The organism is Nitrospinota bacterium, from assembly GCA_027619975.1.
GTDB lineage: Bacteria > Nitrospinota > Nitrospinia > Nitrospinales > VA-1 > JADFGI01.
The window spans coordinates 30158-48207 of the sequence record JAQCGX010000028.1; the positions used below are offsets into that span (position 1 = coordinate 30158).

Consider the following 18050-nt stretch of genomic DNA (forward strand, 5'->3'; position numbering starts at 1 on the left):
TTAAGTGAATTCCACTGAGAAGTTTTTTCTCACCCTAGCGAATGCGTTTCCCCTTTGGGTGTTGGCAGGCGCTGTTTTAGCGCTGTGGGAACCCGCCACCGCGATGTGGTTCCAGCCCGACTGGATACCGATGTTCCTCGGCATCATCATGCTGAGCATGGGGTTGACGCTGAGCTTAAGCGATTTTCAGCAAGTACTGAAAATCCCCCGCTCCATTCTTCTCGGCGTGAGCCTGCAATACATCATCATGCCCGCATTGGGCTACGGGTTGGCCAAGGCCTTCAACCTGCCCATCGATTATATGATCGGCATCGTGCTGGTGGCGTGCAGTCCGGGAGGCACCGCATCCAATGTGGTTTGTTTCATTGGCCGCACCAATGTCGCCTTATCTGTCAGCCTGACCACATTTTCTACCTTACTGGCGGCACTCATTACGCCCGTTTTGACAACTCTATTGATCGAGTCCTTATCCAGGGACCTGACGGGAACCGCCATTCAGGTGGATACTCTTGGATTATTGCTCAACACCCTGAAAATCGTGATCCTCCCCGTCCTGCTGGGAGTTTTCCTGAATCATTATTTTCACCAGGCGGTCAAAAAAATAAATCCCTACACGCCCCTGCTGGCCGTGCTTTCCATCGTGTTCATCGTGGATTTTATTCTGGCCGCAAAAAAAACCGCCATCATGGAAACCGGGTTGCATTTGTTGATCGTCATCCTCTCTCTGCATGTACTGGGATTTTTACTAGGCTACCTGTTATCTCGTATGCTGAAATTTAAGGAAAAAGACGCGCAAACGGTTTCCATCGAGGTGGGGATGCAGAACTCCGGGTTGGCCACGGAGCTTGCTCGCAGTAATTTTCCGGGCTATGCGCTGGCCACCGTTCCAGGAGCGATCTCGGCACTGACGCATTGCATCCTGGGAAGCATCGTCGCGGGGCTGTGCCGGATCAAGGCAGGGAAAACCGAAAAACTGACTCTCAAACCAAAGGAAAGCGAAGCCTCGGGGTGATGGTTTCACCTCCGGTTCAGGAAGAGGATAAAGGATGTTTTTTTTCAGGCCGCGCTTCGATAACCCAACCGATGGCAAATAACGAAGGCCATTGATGGCACGCAAAAGAAAAAATAAGACGCTTCCACTTCGATGAAATCACCGGCATTTCCGGAACCATCTCGCTCACATCATAACCGTTGGTTTCGATGAATTCCCTCCCTGTACGCAGGGTGAAAAACCGCAAATGGGTCCGGTCAAGAATTCCTTCGTCCTGATACTCCCACCGACCGAAAAGCAGGCCCATCCGGTTCGAATAATAAGCTACATTGGGCAATGAAATTAAAACTTTTCCTTTATCTTTCAGGAGCGCGCGCGATGTTTCCAGAACCTTCTCGGGAGCTTGCAGGTGTTCTAAAACGTCTGCAAGAACTACTACATCATATTGGTGAGCGTGTTGATCAAATGCGAATGTTTCAATATTTCCTTCATATAAATTTTTATAATGGGAGCGGGAGGCCGTCATTCGACGGATATTAATATCCATTCCATCCACGCGGCATCCTTTTCCAGTCAGAACGGGGGCCAATTGCCCTTCGCCGCACCCCATATCAAACACATGGCTTCCGGCATCAATGAAGGAAGCGATTTGACGGAATTTATTCTCTATCAGATAGGAGTCTAACTTGGCCATGACATTCCCAAAAACCGGACCGGTCTCAAATCATTTCCCAGGTGATTAATTCTTCGGCGCAAATTTTAGACTTGGCTTTCTTGCCGATGATGCGCTCCAAACCGTCGGGCGGAATTCCCGTGCCCGGTCGTTTCACCGCCACCATATCGGAAGAAATGACCGTGCCCGCCTCGATGTCCACGCGGGCCACCAGGCTTCTGCGCGCCGATTGCTTGACCGGCACCTCCGAAGGCTGAAGTTTTCTTTTTCCATCGCCTAAAATTTTTCCAACAGAAACCGTCGCCTGTTTCAATTGCTTTAGCTCTTCGGGCTCCATCGATAGGGCGTTGTCGGCACCGGGTAGATTTCTATCGAGGGTGAAGTGTTTTTCGATCATCACCGCACCCAGAGAGGCCGCGACGATAGCCGACAAGTTGTCGGTGGTATGATCCGAGAGTCCGACAGGAACCTTGAAGCGGGTTCTAAGTTCCGCCAGGCAGTGCATATTCATTTCTTCATAGCGGGACGGGTAGTTGGAAACACAATGCAAAAGTACGATGCGGTCGTTTCCCTCGCCGCGAACGGCATTCACGGCCTTTTCAATTTCACCGACGTCTCCCATTCCCGTTGACAACACAACCGGAAGATGTTTTCGCGCCACCCGCTTTATAAAATCGAGATAAGTCAAATCGGGCGATGCCACCTTGATCGCCGGCACGCCAAGCTCGACCAGCATGTCCAACGATGCTTCGTCAAACGGCGTCGAGAACAACGGAATGCCAAGCTCCTCGGCATAGGCAAACAATTCCTCATACTCTTCAGGTTTCAACTCCGAACGTTGGAAAAATTCGTACAAAGGAATTTCCTTTTTAGGGTCCGCCGGGTCATTGGCTAGGAATCGTTTGGAATACAATTCTCCTGCCACGAACGTCTGCAACTTGACAGCATCGGCGCCATTGGCAGCAGCGGCCTGAATCATACGCTGGCACAGAGCGACATCGCCATTATGATTGAAGCCTATCTCGGCCACAATCAGCGGCGGATGACCGGCTCCCATCGGTTGACCGCAAAATTCAAATTCATGCGTAACACTCATAACTTTAACGCCTCCACACGCCTGCTTTCCATTTTCACCGCGCCTGCACAAAACACCGAACCCACGGGTCCAGGCCGGGATAAATATTGACGATTAAATGACGGTGATCCTGAGTAAACGGTTTCCGCCAAACTAAAAGAATAAAAAACGCTAGCAGATAGACCACCCCATTCCATATCAGATGCGAACCTGCAACTTGCGACAGAATCAAAGTCGGAGCGATCGCCGCTATCGAAAACATGAAACACTTGCCGATGACAGGAAACACGGGCCGGATATCCATCTCCTTTTGAATCACCAGCAACTGTCGCACTACCATATACACCATAACCGATCCCGTGGCCACCACCGCTCCCATCACCCCATAAATTGGAATGCAAATCAGGTTCAGCCCGACATTCAGGATACTGCCTTCCACGGTGGAGCGCATGGCCGTGTCCCTGCGGTGCAGAACGAAAAGCGTGGATACAGTAAAATTGGTCCCCAGCACCACACTGATTCCCAGCAACACAATATAAAAAGAAAGAAGGGGAGCGGCATCAGAGAATGCATCTCCATAAACAAAGGTGATCAGCGTCTCGGCGTTAAAAAAGACAAACACGTAAATGGGAACGGTCAGAAACGCGGAGAACCCAACAATCTCGCACCAGGACCGGGACAACCCACCTTGCGACTCACGCGCATAAGCTTCCGAAAACAGCGATAACGCCAGAGGGCCGATTCCCGCCAGCACAAAGGCCGCCATGCCCCCCAGACTGGTGACCAGATGATAATAACCAATGCTCACGGGATCGACATGAAAATAATTCATGAGCAGAACGTCGCTTTGCGTCATCAGCCCAAAGCTCAACAAACTGATCCAGTACGACACCCAGGCCAGGTGCTTCATCTCCTGCCACTTCGGGACCGCGCTCTCGCCTTTGAAGTCCTGCACCGATAAAAATAAATACACGATCACATTCAGGCTCACCGACAAAATATAGGCGTACAACACACCGACAATGCCGTGATCCATAGAAATAAAAATTCCAAGAAAGACCAGATTGAGAAGAGCGCTCCCCGTTTCCACAAGAGAGACGGTTTTGAATTGCAGCCGGGTCATGAACAAAGTGCTTAAGAAGGACTCCAGCGTGATGCCGCCAAAATACAGAATGAGGGCCGCCCGGTAACTCAGGAGTTCCGGCATGTGAATGAAATTAAAGTAGATGGGAAGAAAATAATAAAGCGCACCGCAAAACACCAGGGACGAGACCAAACGAACGCTCAACAGCCGCCGCACCAGAAAGCGTGCCTGTCTCCCGCTCGGATCCTGTACATTGATTTCAGGCAGTTTTTTGTTGATCAGCGTTTCCAGGCCGAATTGATTCACCAACCGCACAAACGCCGGAATGACGAGCAGGGTGGCGTATACCCCCAGTTGTTCTTTTCCCAGATAGCGCGTGATCAGAATGGAAACCGCAAATAAAATAACTTGCACGCAACCCTTGCCGAAAACGGTCCAGAAAATATTAGTGAGGAATCGATGCAAGGAGGACAAGAGAAATCACGAATCGGTTGAGTGGCAGGAAGGCACGACCTTAAAAGGAAAAGGAAACTTTAGAACCACCGGTTCCCATTTTCCCTTGTGTATTATACACTACCCCCTCATATATCAACCAACCGATAATTGCAAAAGGAGTTTAGCGTCAATGCCAGTTTTCAATGTATTGATCGTGGCGGAATTCCACGACATTCAGGAACACGATCAAAAGGATGTTTTGTTGCGCCTGGAAGAACACGGCTTTGAGAAAATCCCCACCGTTGCCAATGTCTGGGAGATGAAATGCGACGCCGAAGATGAAACCGACGCTAAAGACAAAGCCATTCAGGGCATGACCAATATTTGCCGCACCCACCCTTTTGAACTCAAAATGGTGGTCCATGCGGGAACCTCCCAGATCCTTAGAAGAAAGAAAAAATTTGAGTCTTGAGTAGAAAGTAGGGTCATTCCCGCCCTTCAGTGCTATGATAAAAAGATAAATTCCTACAATGACAAGGAATTATCCCACGCAACCAAAAAAACCTTTTAATTTAACAGGTTATGGGTCAGTTGGGGGTTTTGTCATACACTTTTGGGGCCAGCCCATGAATATTATATTGAACAGTTATTGCAATTTAAAGTGCAATTACTGTTTTGCGGACGAATACATGGAAGAAACCGTGAAAACGCCGGGAAAATCCATGGAATACGATTTTTTTCTCGATCAACTCCTGCCCAAAATCAGGTCGCACCCCGTCATCAATTTTTTAGGGGGCGAACCCACCCTGCACCCAAAATTCAATGATATCTTTCAGCAAACGCTGGATGCGGTCAATCCTTACACCTCCCTCAACGTTTTCACCAACGGGTTGATGCCGGACAAGGTCCTCGACCTGATGGTAAAAACCGCCAGCATTGAAGGCTCGGTCAAGCGGAATATCTATTTCGCCATCCTTTTGAATTGGCAGACTCTGGAAAACATCAGCAAGAAAAACCATCAACGGTGTAAAGAGGTTGCCGAACAGCTGATGAGGACCAACGGCTACAGCGTGATCTTCAGTATCAACGTGTATTCCAAGACTCAGGATTTATACACCCAGTGCGCCGAGATCGATGCGATTTACCAAAAAGTGGGCCTGCCCAAAGATCAGAAATACAAGATCCGGGTCAGTCCGGCCTTCCCCATTGTCGGCGAAGCCAATAACATCTACCTCCCCATCCGGGATTTCCCCAAAGTGGGAAAAAGCATGCTGAAAATTTTAAATGACTTTCCGCAACTTTGTTTTCGTTTCGACTGCTCGTTTCCGCCGTGTTTTCTGGATGAGATTGAGGAAGATCAATACCCTCTGGTTGAACGCATTTTCTTTCATGGCAGCAAACAACTTCCTGAGATGACAACATGGAAAGATCAGGATCTTTATTTCGGCTGCGCCGATGGCAGCCCGATGGATATCGATGGGCAGGGGGACTGTTTCAACTGTTTTCCCTTCCACAACCTCAAACTGGGAAATGTTAAAAATTTTAAAGAGGTGAATTCCATCGCCCTCGCCAAAATGGGCTCCAAGTTTCTGACCACGGTGTTTGAAAGCACCGAGGTGAAGGAGCCATGCCGATCTTGCCCGCATCACATGGTGCGATGCTCTAGCGGCTGTTTCGCCTACAATTTTGTGGACCCGGATGACGGCAACGCCAAAATGACGAATAAACAGGAACCCGCCGTTAAAGAATCCGGTTCGTATGGAATTCGTTTGCAATCATGAACAGGTGATAACCCTCGTGGGTTTTAACCGGACCGTTTGCGACTTTACTCACTATGGATTTATTATCCAATCCAGCACTGATGATGTTATAGAGTTCCTCGTTTTCAAGCTTTTTGAAACCGCCACGCGGCACTCTGGGGTCGGCGATGTTCCACCCCATCTCCAGCCATCCCAAACTACCGCCATCATCCTTGGTCGGGCATTTGCTGTATTTTTCAGCCAGGCTCATAAACATTTTGACCCGACCGGTCCCAGACTTTGAGGTATTGATCGTTTCCTTTAAAAGCTCCGCCACTTCTATATCGTCCACCAAAATATGTCTTACCTGAACTTGAAAAGATGCACCTGCCATATTCTTTTTCCCTCTTAAAGCGCTTAAACTGAAATCAAAGCCTCTGCACCCGGCAGGAGCTATTATGAACTCACTTGATCTACTGGAAGTTTTCCTATAATAAAGTAGTTTGGAATGAATTTCCATGCAGGATCTCTATTGCCAAACCAGAAGGCAATTTCATTATACGCATATTAGGACCCACCTGGGTATGACACATCCAAAAAATAAAGTCATTCTGGCGTCTCAATCTCCACGCCGGATGGAACTTTTAAAAAAGATCGTTGCAGATTTCGAGATTATCCCCAGTTCAGTGGAGGAAATTTTGCAACCCGGCCTCAGCCCCAGGGAGAACGCCATCGCCATCGCGCGCCTGAAGGCCGTGGATGTCGCCCGCAGTCACCCCGGCCACTACGTGATCGGCGCCGATACCATCGTCGTGCTTGATGATGAAATTATCGGCAAGCCCAAAGACGCGGCGGATGCCTGCAATATCCTCAAACGCCTGAGCGGCAGACGGCATCAGGTGATGACCGGCGTCGTCATCGTCAATTCCGAGCGAGTGGAAGATGTCGGGGTATCGGAAGTGGATATCCGTCCTCTGAACGAGGAGGAAATCTCCCGCTATGTTGCAACCGGAGAACCGCTGGACAAAGCCGGGGCTTATGCCATTCAAGGCGAAGGCGCTTCCATCGTCGCGTCCTATTCAGGGTCCTATTCCAATATTGTGGGACTGCCTCTCGACACAGTTAAAGCCATGCTGGAACAGGGAGGCTACAAATTTGGCTGACATTTTTTCTCCCGGCGTGAAACGACCCGCCCTGAAAATATCCTTGACTTATTGAATCCTATTCAAAAATCTAAATCAGGGAAAACGCAAAATATTCCTTGCGGTCCATTGATTTATAAGACTAAAATTTGTAATACCTTTAACAGTCTTTTTAGGTTGAAAGGTTTCGATTAAATTTTCTGATGTAAATTTTGAAGGAAGGTTTTTCGGTAATGATTGATATCCGCGGGTACTGCAAAAAATGCCAGGCGCCGATTTTTCTGAATCGGACAGACGATGTCTATGGAAATGACATCGTCACCCTCAACTGCTGGAACGGTCATTACCAGTGGATCAACATTGAAAACCTTGCGACAGACCTTCCGGTCGAAACCAGAGAAGACCTGGTGACCCACATCGGCTTTTTTTCCATCCCATGAACGTCCCGCGTGGCACAAAATTTCTAGCGCAACTCGGGTTCATCCTTTTTCTTTCCATCCCCTCTCTCTTTGCGGCACCGCCTGAATCATCCTCACCGACACCACCTCTCGATATGGTTTATATCCCCGCAGGCTATTTTCAAATGGGAACCGCAGGGGGAAAGAATGACGAAAAACCCATGCATTTCGTATTCACACCGGCCTACTTCATCGACAAGTATGAAGTCAGCAACGAAAAATATATGGAATTCGTGCGTGCCACCGGGCATGAAAAACCACTGCTCTGGCAGAATGTTAATTTCAACCAACCCGATTTTCCTGTCGTGGGCGTCAGTTGGCACGACGCCATGGCCTATGCCAAGTGGAAGGGCGGACGTTTGCCCACCGAGGCCGAATGGGAAAAAGCCGCGCGGGGAAACGACGGTCGTCTGTGGCCCTGGGGAAGTGTGTGGGACAAGGGATTTTTCTTTTACTTCGTAAATATTTTTGGCGACCAGGACAACTACCCTCACACCGCTCCCGTCAACTATTATCAGTCCGGCGCCAGTCCGTTTGGATTACTCAACACGGCAGGCAATGTCTGGGAATGGTGTCTGGACTGGTACGATGCAGACTATTACCGCATGAGCCCGGAAATCAATCCCGAAGGCCCAATAAAACCGGGCAAGATGAAAGTCCTGCGCGGCGGTTCCTGGATCAATGATATCGACGGAGTGCAGGTGGTTCACCGCGCCCGTAATTCCCCCGGCATTAAAAATAAAATCTACGGGTTCCGAACGGTCCACCCGGTCCCGTGACCCTTCCCAGCGAAAGCCCAGCGCCTGACAAACGCGTCATCGCCTCCTGGGCGCTTTACGACTTCGCCAATACTATTTTTTCGATGAATGTCATCTCCCTCTACTTTGCCCTTTGGGTGACGGTAGACCACGGGGGACCCGACATTCTTTACAGCGTCGCCCTTTCAGGGTCCATGCTGGCAGTGGCCCTCAGTGTTCCGGTGTACGGCGCGATCTCCGATCAAACCGGGCGAAGACGTATTCCCTTGACAATATTGACCTTGGTTTCAGTGGTGGCAACCGCCTGCATCGGCCAAACTGATCATTTGTTGACCGGGATATTTTTTTTCGTCATTGCTAATTACTGTTACCAGTCGGCCCTGGTATTTTACAATGGGATGCTTCCCTCTGTAGCGCGGGGGTCGCACGTCGGTCTTGTTTCAGGATATGGAGTGAGCCTGGGGTATCTCGGCTCCATTGCCGGCCTGCTCCTGGTCAAACCGTTTGTCGAGGCAGGAGGACGATCGGCGGCTTTTATCCCCACCGCCGCCCTGTTTCTCATTTTTTCGATTCCCTGTTTTCTTTTCGTCAAAAACCCGGAAGTTAATACACATAAAAAAGTTCAAATCGGCCATGCGTTTCACACTCTCAAGCAAACCCTGGCAAATGCCAGTGAATACAAACTCCTGCTGAAATTTATCCTCATTCACTTTCTCATTCTCGATGTGGTCAACACCGTGATCGCGTTCATGTCCGTGTACGCCAATAAAGTGATGCATTTCACTGATGCTGAAATCACCACTTTTTTGATCTCATCAACCGCCGCCGCCATGATCGGATCGTATCTCATCGGCTGGATGGTCAAGCATAAAGGAACCGGGTGGTGCTATGCGTTGGTCTTGTGGTTGTGGGTGGCGGCTCTTTCGATCGCGATTTTGAGTCAAAGTCAACTCGTCTTCTGGCTGGTCGGCCCTCTGGCCGGTATGGGGATGGGCGGGGTGTGGGTGGTCAGCCGCGCCTACATTGTGGAACTCTCGCCGCCGGAAAAACTGGGTGAATTTTTCGGGTTGTACGGGCTGGCGGGAAAAGCCGCTTCTATTTTAGGCCCGCTCCTGTGGGGAACCGTCGTCTGGATTTTCCAGGACACACAAACTTTCAAATACCGCGCCGCCTTAACCGCGCTGCTGTTGATTACAATAGGAACGCTGTTTTTGTTCCGCTCCCTCCAGAGACAAATCGCTCAAAAAGACACCTATTAAATTTCAGGAATCCGCTTTAATTAAAGGGCATCTCTAAAAATGGTTCCGGGCCATGAGCGGGCCTTATGAAATAAAGGTCCGCGAGTTGCCAGACATAAAAATATCGAATTATTAGAGACACCCTAAAGGTTTAACGGAACAGATCAAGGAAAATACGCCTTGAGAACGTACTGCTGGATCATGCGTTGCGTGTTAAAGAAAGAACCATTCAGCGCAATGGCGACCATGGGAATCTTAAGGTCAGCCGCTGAACCGATGGTATCTCCCGCAAGAATTCCAAGTCCTCCCGCATAGGTGGGAATTTCGGGATCGATTCCGATTTCCATGGAAAAATACGCGATCTTTACGTCATTGGTTAACATTTTTTCCTTCGCTATTCTGGTTAAAAAATAAATCAGTGAATCGGATGAATCTTTGCCTTCATGATATGGGAAAATCAAGCTACAGGCATAAATTTTTTGGCGGTTACTGAAAAACTGAAAATTCGATTATTTAAAATGTCAACAGGTGCCCCCGCACATAAAACGAAATCGGTTGACAACCGGGAACCGAATGTTTAGGCTTGAATTTATTCCAGAAATTGTTCACAAATTCCAGAATTTCACTTTATGCAAGGGGTTCACATGTTCCGCTATGGTTTTATGAGGCAATTGGCAGTTTTGGGTTTCGTATCGCTCCTGATCGCAGGCGCGTCGTCTGAAGTTTTCGCCCATTCAGGGCACAAGCACGACGACAAACCTCCCATCAGCCTGCCTGACGTGACCGCCAGAGTCAATGACACGGATATCAAGCGGGATATCATCCTGACAGAGCTCAACAAAGTCATCCGCAATTACAAGGCCAAGGGAATGACTCTCAAACCCGACCAGATGAAAATTGTAGCGAAAAAACTGATCGACGATGAAATCGGCCGCACACTTTTGCTGCAAAAGGCGGAAAAAATCGGTATCTCGGTAACTCCCGAAATGGTGGCTACGAAATTAAATCAGGTCAAGGGAACTTTTAAGTCGAACGCGGTGTTTGAACACAAGCTGGCGGACCAGGGGATGAGCCTCGATCAATATCAGGAGGAATTGCGAACCGACCTGATCATGGATCAAGTCATCAAAAAGGAAGTGGAATCAAAGATCCAAATTGACGAAACGGAACTGCAAGCCTATTACGATAAAAATATTGACCAGTTTCGCACTCCAGAAAAGGTGAGGGCAAGCGTCATCCTGCTCAAGTTGTCGCCAGACAGCAGTGCGGAGCAGGAACGCAAGGTCCGGCAAAAAATGGAATCGATTCTGGAACAGATCAGTGGAGGAACGGATTTTTTCGGATTAGCTGAAAAACTCTCGCAGGACAGTTTAGCTCCCAAGGGAGGCGACTTAGGATTCTTTGCAAAAAATCAGATGCTACCGGCCTTCAGCGAAAGAGCCTTCAAATTACAAGTGGGCGAGGTGAGCGAAATTTTTAAAACCAAACACGGGTTTCACATCCTGAAAGTAACGGATAAAAGCCCCGCTGTGGATCGCTCATTTAAAGAAGTGAAAGAAAGTATCCGCGACACCCTGGTTGAAAAGAAAAGCGTTCAAGCTACCAAGGCTTACGTGCAAACGCTTAAAAAACAGGCCGACCTGAAAACCTATTTCTAGGCAAAGTAGGAAGTTCTTTTTCCGCCTTTTGCTTTATACTTTTTCTTAATGGGACTTTGTTTCCGAAGCGATTCTATCCATCAAGGCGAAGAAAACGCCGCTCAGAACAAATGCCATGTGAATAGTCACCTTCCACAGGAACATTTCGGTGTTGCCCTCGGTGGGTTCAGAAGGAATCTCAACAAAAGTTTTAAGGAGGTCGATGGCTGAAATGGCGACGATGGCTCCAATGACTTTCAACTTCAGTCCACCAAAATCAACTTTCCCCATCCAATCCGGCCGGTCCGCATGCTCGGCGACATCTATTTTTGAAACAAAAATCTCATAGCCTGAGAAGATAATCATCATCAGTAAAGATCCGACCAGGGCCATATCGATAAGGGTCAGAATACCGATAATAATGTCACTTTCAGTAACGGATATGACGTGGAGCGATAAATGAAAAAGCTCCTGAACGAATTTTATCAGGAGTAGCAGGACGCTGACGATCAACCCCAAAAAAAACGGGGCTAAAAGCCATCGGCTCCTAAAAATAATAACTTCTAATAAGTGTTCGACTTTACCGGACATCGGATGGGTCTTCTACAGGGAAGGAGGTCATTATTTCTCGGTTTTCGTCTTTTCTTTTTTCTTGCCGGATTTTCCCTTATTGAGTTCATTGAGCTTTCGCTTCACGACTTTCCCTTTATCTTTATCAAAATCCATCTTCAAATAAACCGTATTAGGAAACAACTTGAAAACAACGCCGTCTTTTTTCTTGCCTGCAAAATCAACTTTAACCGTATCTCCAACTTTCATGATCTTTAATCCTCCTGCACCTTTAAGGGTGAAAACTGAATATCCAGTAACGCATTGGGACTAAGGAGGGTAGAGGAAATCTTTTTGCGAGTCAATTATTTCTTCAAATAAGACCCACCGTTGGGTTCTTATAAACCCGGTTCTCTGGTAAACTTGCTTGCAAATAACTCTGATTTATCGAAATGAACCTGACTTTGACAATCGAACCGCCCTCCCCGCCACCACCCTCCAGAGATCAAAAAATCTTTGCCCAGGTCGTATTGAATTTACCGCTACGGGAACCGTTCACCTATGCCGTTCCAGAGCCATTCATTCCCCTGCTTGAGCCGGGGATGCGCGTTTTTGTTCCTTTTGGCAGGCGCAAGCTCACAGGTTATGTGGTCTCCCTGTCCGATCACTGCGACCCGGCACTCACTTTAAAAAATATTGAAGATGTCCTCGACACAGCTCCGGTTCTCTCTAAGGAAATTCTGTCTTTGACCCGGTGGATCGCGGACTATTATCAGTCTTCATGGGGGGAAGCTGTCAAGGCCGCCCTGCCAGCGGGATTGGAGGATGAAGGCCGGGAACTCCTGACGCTTTCTCCTGAGGGTGCGGAAGCCCTGGCCGCTGGAGAAATGAAAGACTCCCTGGAAATCATCCTGAAAACAGTTCAAGAACGAGGGCAGATCACGCCAAAACAAATCCAGCGACTTTTGCTGAAAAAATTCAGCGCTCATGCACTGGCCCGGTTGAAACAAAGCGGGTGGGTCCGATCGCAATTGCAAATCAAGCGGAGTACCGTCGGTTACCAGTACGAAAAGCTGGCACGGCTGGTCACACCGGCCCCGGATGGACAGGAGGTGGATAAACTTCTCGCTCGCAGTCCCAAACAAAAAGAGGTTTATGCCTTGCTCATTGAGGGAGAAAAAACCCTGAAACAACTGGCCGCGAAAATTCCGTCCTATGCCGCGCCTTTTAAAAAGCTTCAAGAAAAGGGACTGGTGGACGTGGTGCCGATCAAGACTCAACGCCAGGACGACTCTGACACCTCCGGTTCCAGTGGAGGAACAGAAGCCCCCTTGCCTCTCACCCAGGACCAAAAACGAGCCTACGAGGAAATAAAGCGCTCGCTGGATGATTACGAGTATCAAACCTACCTGCTGCATGGTGTTACCGGCAGCGGAAAAACCGAGCTTTATATTCGTTGCATTCAAACGGCGCTGGATTTGAAAAAAACAGGAATCATGATGGTTCCTGAAATATCTCTGACCCCGCAAACGGTGTCGCGGTTTCACAAACGGTTTGGCAATAATGTAGCGATTCTGCACAGCGGGCTGTCGCAAAGAGAGCGTTATCAGGAATGGAAAAAAATTCAGGAGGGCCGCGTGTCCATCGTGGTCGGGGCGCGTTCCTCCATCTTTGCGCCGCTCAAAAATCTTGGTGTCATCGTCATCGACGAAGAACACGATTCTTCCTACAAGCAGGATTCCAGCCCACGCTACCATGCCCGAGACACGGCCATCGTCCGCGCCCGATCGGAAAAGGCGGTGGTGATTTTGGGCTCCGCGACCCCTTCCCTCGAATCTTTATCCAACACCGAGTCGGGAAAGTACCGCTACCTGTCACTGGACAAACGAGTTCAGAACCGCCTGCTTCCTGTCGTGCAAATCATCGACATGCAAAAAGAAAAAGATGAAAGTAAAAATTTCACCATTCTCTCAGGAAAACTCAAAACGGCAATCCGTCACCGGCTCGACCGGAAGGAGCAGGTGTTTCTGTTTCTCAACCGCCGCGGGACCGCCAACTACGTTTTCTGCAAGGAATGCGGATTTGTATTCGACTGCCATCATTGCAGCGTGACACTGACCTTTCATGGCAAGGAAAATCGGATCCGATGTCACTATTGCAATTATACCGCCCGCGTCCCGACAACCTGCGCCGACTGCCAGGGGGAAGTGATCAAGTTCAGCGGATTCGGCACGCAACGGCTGGAGGATGAAATCCACCGCTTGTATCCTGAAGCTAAAATCCTCCGCCTCGACCGGGACACCGCCCGCGATCGATCCGCCTTCGAGTCCATGCATCGGGTAATGACGGCAGGAGAAATCGATATCCTGATCGGAACGCAGATGATCACCAAAGGCCACGACTTCCCCAACGTCACCCTGGTGGGTGTAGTGCACGCCGACCTGTCGTTAAACATTCCCGATTTCCGCTCCGCCGAACGATCCTTTCAACTGCTCACCCAGGTGGCGGGCCGAGCCGGACGCGGCGAGGTTCCGGGGCAGGTGCTCATCCAAACCCATGAGCCTTCGCATTATGTGTTTGATTATGTGCAGACGCATGATTTTAATAACTTTTATAAAAAAGAAATCGTTTCCCGAAAGCAATTAAACTATCCTCCGTTCACACGCATGGCGGCCCTGGAAATCGAAAGCGAATCAGAAACCAGAGGCGAAACGGCGGTGGAGAAAATAAAAACGATTTTGATGAGAATGATTGGGCGCAACGGCGATATAGAATTGCTTGGGCCTTCCTGCGCGGCCCTGTACCGGATCAAAAATAAATTCCGCTGGCACATTCTGCTGAGGGCAAAAAAATCCCAGACCCTGCAAACCCTCCTCAACCAGTTCAGGGACCGGCAGGAATTAAAATCACCTTTTATGAACAAGATCAAACTATCCATTGATGTGGACCCGGTCAATCTTTTATAAACTTCTCATAGTTAAAACTTATTTAGAAAGCCGAACATGAAACTTTTTCGATCGCTGTATTACTGGGTCCTGCACCTGGCCGCCACCCCTTACGCCGTACCGGCCTTGTTTGCCATTTCGTTCATCGAATCCTCGTTCTTCCCGATTCCCCCGGACGTTTTGCTCATCGCCATGACCGTTGCCGTTCCTGCGTTGTGGATTCGATACGCAGCTTTATGCACCGGCGCTTCCGTGCTCGGCGGAATGTTTGGCTATCTCATCGGCTGGAAATTCATGGATGTCATCGGCTATAAAATTCTGGAGTTCTACCATTTGCAGGATAAATTTGAAAAAATTGGCGAACTGTATAAGCAATACGAAGCCTGGGCGGTAGCGGGCGCAGGGTTCACGCCGATCCCTTACAAACTTTTCACCTTGGCCGCCGGGGCGTTTAAAATCGATTTGCCGACCTTCGTTTTCGCATCGACCCTGGGACGGGGGGCGCGGTTTTTTGTGATCGGCTACCTCATCTATAAATTTGGACCCAAGGTCAAAGTGTTGATCGAAAAATATTTTGGCTGGTTCACCCTTTTCTTTTTCGTTTCATTGTTTCTTGGCTTTTACCTGTTAAAATTTGTTCTTTGATGAGGGGAGCTTGTGCGCATGGAACAACAACACATCATGGTTTTCGTCACTGCCGGGTCCGAAGAAGAAGCGGACAAACTCAGCCGCGGACTGGTCGAGGCAAAACTGGCCTTCTGCGTGAACGCCCTGCCAGGAGTCAAATCCACTTACTGTTGGGAAGATAAACTCTGCGTCGATGAGGAAATTCAGCTCATCATCAAAACCCGGTCCGAAAAATTCGAAATGCTGGAAGCCTGGGTGCGCAAAAACCATAGTTACTCTGTCCCGGAAATCATCGCCCTTCCCATCATCAAGGGATCGGAACCTTATCTGAAATGCATCGACGACTGGGTCTCAATAAAATGAGCCACGTAAAATTTTCCAAAGGCTGGGAAATTTCCGGCAATCTGGCAACACCGGAATCGGTCTACATGAACCGCCGAAAGTTTTTGCAAGGCGCCGCCCTGACCACGCTTGCCACCACGGCTCTGCTCAGCGGTTGCACATCGCGCCCACCGGACCCTGATGCCGAAATCGCTCTCAGCGAAATCGAAAAGAAAATTTATCCGGCGCAGCGCAATGAAAAATTCCAACTCGACCGCCCCTTGACATCGGAAAGAATCGCCGCGTCCTACAATAATTTTTACGAATTCACCAGCGTCAAGGAAGACGTCATCGTTCACGCGCAGGCTTTGGCTAAACGTCCGTGGGCCGTCGAAGTTTCCGGCCTCGTGCGCCACCCAAAAACTTTCGATGTCGATGACCTGTTAAAAAACCTGCCGATGGAAGAGAGGCTGTACCGCTTGCGTTGTGTCGAAGCCTGGGCGATGGCGGTTCCGTGGACGGGTTTCCCGTTGCAAGCGTTGCTCAGGCAGGTGGAGCCGTTATCCCAGGCCACGCACGTTAAGATGACCACGTTTTACAAACCGTTCGTAGCCCAGGGGCAGTTGGCCTTCTGGGAACCCTGGCCCTACATTGAAGCTCTGACCGTTCCCGAAGCCATGAACGACTTGACCTTCATGGCCACCGGCATCTACGGGCATCCCCTGCCGAAACAGCACGGCGCGCCCATTCGCCTGGTGGTGCCGTGGAAATACGGGTTCAAAAGCATCAAGTCGGTGGTCAAAATCGAGCTGGTGGATTACCGTCCCGCCACGTTCTGGAACACCTTGCAAGGGTTGGAATACGACTTCACCGCCAACGTCAATCCCAAAATTCCGCATCCGCGCTGGCCGCAGTCCAGGGAGAAGATGATCGGCACCGAAGAAGTCCGCCCCACCCTGCCCTTCAACGGTTACGGCAAACACGTCGCGCACCTGTATACTTAAAGATCACCGGATCGGGGATAATGGCTTAAATTTTTGCTTTTCAAGAGCAACTCGCATACCATTATTTGTTCGAGCAACCACTCTATTTCAGGAGCCAATCGATCATGGAAACAGCCACTTTCGGCGCAGGATGTTTCTGGGGCGTAGAACTAAATTTCAGCAATATCGACGGCGTCACAGCCACCTCTGTGGGTTATTGTGGCGGCACTGCACCCAACCCGACTTATGAGATGGTGTGCACCGGGCAATCAGGCCATGCGGAAGTCGTACAGTTGGAATTCGACGCATCCAAAGTAACCTATGAAACTCTTCTGGAAGCCTTTTGGAACCTGCACGACCCGACCACGCTCAATCGGCAGGGGCCGGACACCGGCACGCAATACCGTTCGGCTATCTTTTTTCATAACTCGGCACAGGAAACTACCGCCAGAGAATCCAAAGAAAAACTTCAGCAGTCCGGCAAATTTTCGAGAGACATCGTCACCGAAATCGTCGCCGCGCCTCAGTATTACCGGGCGGAAGACTATCACCAAAAGTATCTGGAAAAACGCGGCATGAAAAACTGTCACTGATTAAAATTTATAGGGCCACTTAAAATGCAACGCGATTACGAAACTCTAAAAATCAAACCGGGCGCAACATTTGCAGAAGTCAAACGCGCCTATAAAAAACAGGCGATGGAGTGGCATCCCGACCGCTTTCCCGGCGACGATGAAGCCCAGCAGATAAAAGCCACCAAAAAGTTTCATCAGATCACCGAAGCCTACACGCGCATTGAGATCTGGCATAGCAAACGGGAACAAGGCCAATACGCCGACCAGCAGCCGGATTACTCGTCCTACGGTGGCGACCCGATGGGCGACGACGGTGGGTGGCGGGACGAAATCCGGCAGGACCTGCCGCAGTTCATCACCCGCACCTGGCGCAACGGCGACAAATACGAGGGCATGGGCATCAACCAAATGATGCACGGAATGGGCATCTTCACCTTCGCCAACGGCAGTGTTTTCACCGGGCAGTTCCGGTCCGGCACGATGACTGGGCAAGGCAAATACAATTTTGCCAACGGTGATGAATACACTGGCGGAATGATGGATAACCAGTTCCACGGGCAGGGGAAGATGACCTTCGCCAACGGCAGTAAATATATGGGCCATTTTGCCCAGGACAAGTTTCACGGCGAGGGCGTGTTCGTCACCCCCGAGGGCAAAGTGCATGCCGGCCAGTGGGAATACGGCAACCTGATGACCGAACCCGAATCGCCTTTCGACAGGTATTGAACTTTCAATGCACGAATAACTTCAGGGCATCTCTAAAAATTAGTTTATTACAGGAAATCGAACATTGTACAAGGATTTCTTATATCGGTGGCAC

21 protein-coding genes are annotated in these 18050 nt (G+C 49.5%); 14 read left to right on the forward strand and 7 right to left on the reverse strand.

All coding sequences use genetic code 11. The annotated features are described in order from the left end of the window. Window positions 1-4: 4 nt before the first annotated feature. Entirely contained in the window at window positions 5-1012 is a 1008-nt protein-coding gene (locus O3C58_10455) for a bile acid:sodium symporter family protein (protein MDA0692281.1), read from the forward strand. 16 nt (window positions 1013-1028) lie between these two features. Here the strand turns inward: O3C58_10455 and O3C58_10460 are convergent, their stop codons facing one another. From O3C58_10460 to O3C58_10470, 3 genes are read right to left on the reverse strand one after another with little or no spacing between them, the layout of a single operon-like run. After that, on the reverse strand, window positions 1029-1685 hold the full coding sequence (locus O3C58_10460; GenBank protein ID MDA0692282.1) for a class I SAM-dependent methyltransferase: 657 nt from the start codon (window positions 1683-1685) through the stop codon (window positions 1029-1031). A gap of 25 nt (window positions 1686-1710) precedes the next feature. Further along, complete coding sequence (locus O3C58_10465; protein ID MDA0692283.1) at window positions 1711-2760, reverse strand: N-acetylneuraminate synthase family protein; 1050 nt, start codon at window positions 2758-2760, stop codon at window positions 1711-1713. A 34-nt stretch (window positions 2761-2794) separates the two neighbouring features. Further along, window positions 2795-4297: an oligosaccharide flippase family protein gene (locus O3C58_10470; GenBank protein MDA0692284.1), complete on the reverse strand. Its 1503-nt coding sequence runs from the start codon at window positions 4295-4297 to the stop codon at window positions 2795-2797. Window positions 4298-4448: 151 nt separating this feature from the next. Here O3C58_10470 and O3C58_10475 point away from each other — a divergent pair, with 151 nt between their 5' ends. Together O3C58_10475 and O3C58_10480 are read left to right on the forward strand one after the other, a co-directional pair. Further along, window positions 4449-4730 carry a hypothetical protein gene (locus tag O3C58_10475; protein ID MDA0692285.1) on the forward strand — a complete coding sequence of 94 codons (282 nt, stop codon included), beginning with the start codon at window positions 4449-4451 and terminating at the stop codon, window positions 4728-4730. A gap of 154 nt (window positions 4731-4884) precedes the next feature. Beyond that, window positions 4885-6039, forward strand: a complete 1155-nt coding sequence (locus O3C58_10480) for a radical SAM protein (GenBank protein MDA0692286.1) — start codon at window positions 4885-4887, stop codon at window positions 6037-6039. On the opposite strand, the gene O3C58_10485 is transcribed toward O3C58_10480, so the two are convergent. Further along, window positions 5999-6391 carry a peptidylprolyl isomerase gene (locus O3C58_10485; protein ID MDA0692287.1) on the reverse strand — a complete coding sequence of 131 codons (393 nt, stop codon included), beginning with the start codon at window positions 6389-6391 and terminating at the stop codon, window positions 5999-6001. The two genes, O3C58_10480 and O3C58_10485, sit on opposite strands and share 41 nt — an antisense overlap. 190 nt (window positions 6392-6581) lie before the next feature. On the opposite strand from O3C58_10485, the gene O3C58_10490 reads away from it, so the two are divergent. From O3C58_10490 to O3C58_10505, 4 genes are all read left to right on the forward strand, one after another. Further along, window positions 6582-7160, forward strand: coding sequence for a Maf family protein (locus O3C58_10490; protein MDA0692288.1), 579 nt, complete (start codon window positions 6582-6584; stop codon window positions 7158-7160). 212 nt (window positions 7161-7372) lie between these two features. Continuing rightward, a complete protein-coding gene (locus O3C58_10495; GenBank protein MDA0692289.1) occupies window positions 7373-7579 on the forward strand; it encodes a hypothetical protein in 207 nt (68 codons plus the stop codon). Continuing rightward, a complete protein-coding gene (locus O3C58_10500) occupies window positions 7576-8376 on the forward strand; it encodes an SUMF1/EgtB/PvdO family nonheme iron enzyme (protein ID MDA0692290.1) in 801 nt (266 codons plus the stop codon). The genes O3C58_10495 and O3C58_10500 overlap by 4 nt, the downstream gene beginning before the upstream one ends. Then, window positions 8373-9614 (forward strand): MFS transporter, encoded by a 1242-nt coding sequence (locus O3C58_10505; protein ID MDA0692291.1) that lies wholly within the window; start codon window positions 8373-8375, stop codon window positions 9612-9614. The genes O3C58_10500 and O3C58_10505 overlap by 4 nt, the downstream gene beginning before the upstream one ends. 143 nt (window positions 9615-9757) lie before the next feature. Here O3C58_10505 and O3C58_10510 read toward each other — a convergent pair whose 3' ends face one another. Next, entirely contained in the window at window positions 9758-9976 is a 219-nt protein-coding gene (locus tag O3C58_10510) for a hypothetical protein (GenBank protein MDA0692292.1), read from the reverse strand. A 288-nt stretch (window positions 9977-10264) separates the two neighbouring features. On the opposite strand from O3C58_10510, the gene O3C58_10515 reads away from it, so the two are divergent. Further along, the gene (locus O3C58_10515) at window positions 10265-11251 is read left to right on the forward strand and encodes a peptidylprolyl isomerase (GenBank protein MDA0692293.1); all 987 of its coding nucleotides are present in this window, start codon (window positions 10265-10267) and stop codon (window positions 11249-11251) included. Between the two features lie 45 nt (window positions 11252-11296). Here O3C58_10515 and O3C58_10520 read toward each other — a convergent pair whose 3' ends face one another. Then, a complete protein-coding gene (locus O3C58_10520; GenBank protein ID MDA0692294.1) occupies window positions 11297-11821 on the reverse strand; it encodes a TIGR00645 family protein in 525 nt (174 codons plus the stop codon). Window positions 11822-11851: 30 nt separating this feature from the next. Further along, on the reverse strand, window positions 11852-12049 hold the full coding sequence (locus O3C58_10525) for a hypothetical protein (protein MDA0692295.1): 198 nt from the start codon (window positions 12047-12049) through the stop codon (window positions 11852-11854). A 182-nt stretch (window positions 12050-12231) separates the two neighbouring features. Between O3C58_10525 and priA the strand changes: the two genes are divergently transcribed. The 6 genes from priA (at window position 12232) to O3C58_10555 (ending at window position 17956) form a co-directional block, all read left to right on the forward strand. Next, a complete protein-coding gene (gene priA / locus O3C58_10530; protein ID MDA0692296.1) occupies window positions 12232-14745 on the forward strand; it encodes a primosomal protein N' in 2514 nt (837 codons plus the stop codon). Between the two features lie 36 nt (window positions 14746-14781). Next, window positions 14782-15369, forward strand: coding sequence for a DedA family protein (locus tag O3C58_10535; protein MDA0692297.1), 588 nt, complete (start codon window positions 14782-14784; stop codon window positions 15367-15369). Between the two features lie 18 nt (window positions 15370-15387). Beyond that, window positions 15388-15714 carry a divalent-cation tolerance protein CutA gene (locus O3C58_10540; protein MDA0692298.1) on the forward strand — a complete coding sequence of 109 codons (327 nt, stop codon included), beginning with the start codon at window positions 15388-15390 and terminating at the stop codon, window positions 15712-15714. Beyond that, window positions 15684-16676, forward strand: a complete 993-nt coding sequence (msrP, locus tag O3C58_10545; protein MDA0692299.1) for a protein-methionine-sulfoxide reductase catalytic subunit MsrP — start codon at window positions 15684-15686, stop codon at window positions 16674-16676. Before O3C58_10540 ends, msrP begins: the two co-directional genes overlap by 31 nt. A 104-nt stretch (window positions 16677-16780) precedes the next feature. Then, entirely contained in the window at window positions 16781-17248 is a 468-nt protein-coding gene (gene msrA / locus O3C58_10550; GenBank protein ID MDA0692300.1) for a peptide-methionine (S)-S-oxide reductase MsrA, read from the forward strand. A gap of 24 nt (window positions 17249-17272) precedes the next feature. Continuing rightward, on the forward strand, window positions 17273-17956 hold the full coding sequence (locus tag O3C58_10555; protein ID MDA0692301.1) for a DnaJ domain-containing protein: 684 nt from the start codon (window positions 17273-17275) through the stop codon (window positions 17954-17956). Window positions 17957-18050 lie beyond the last annotated feature (94 nt).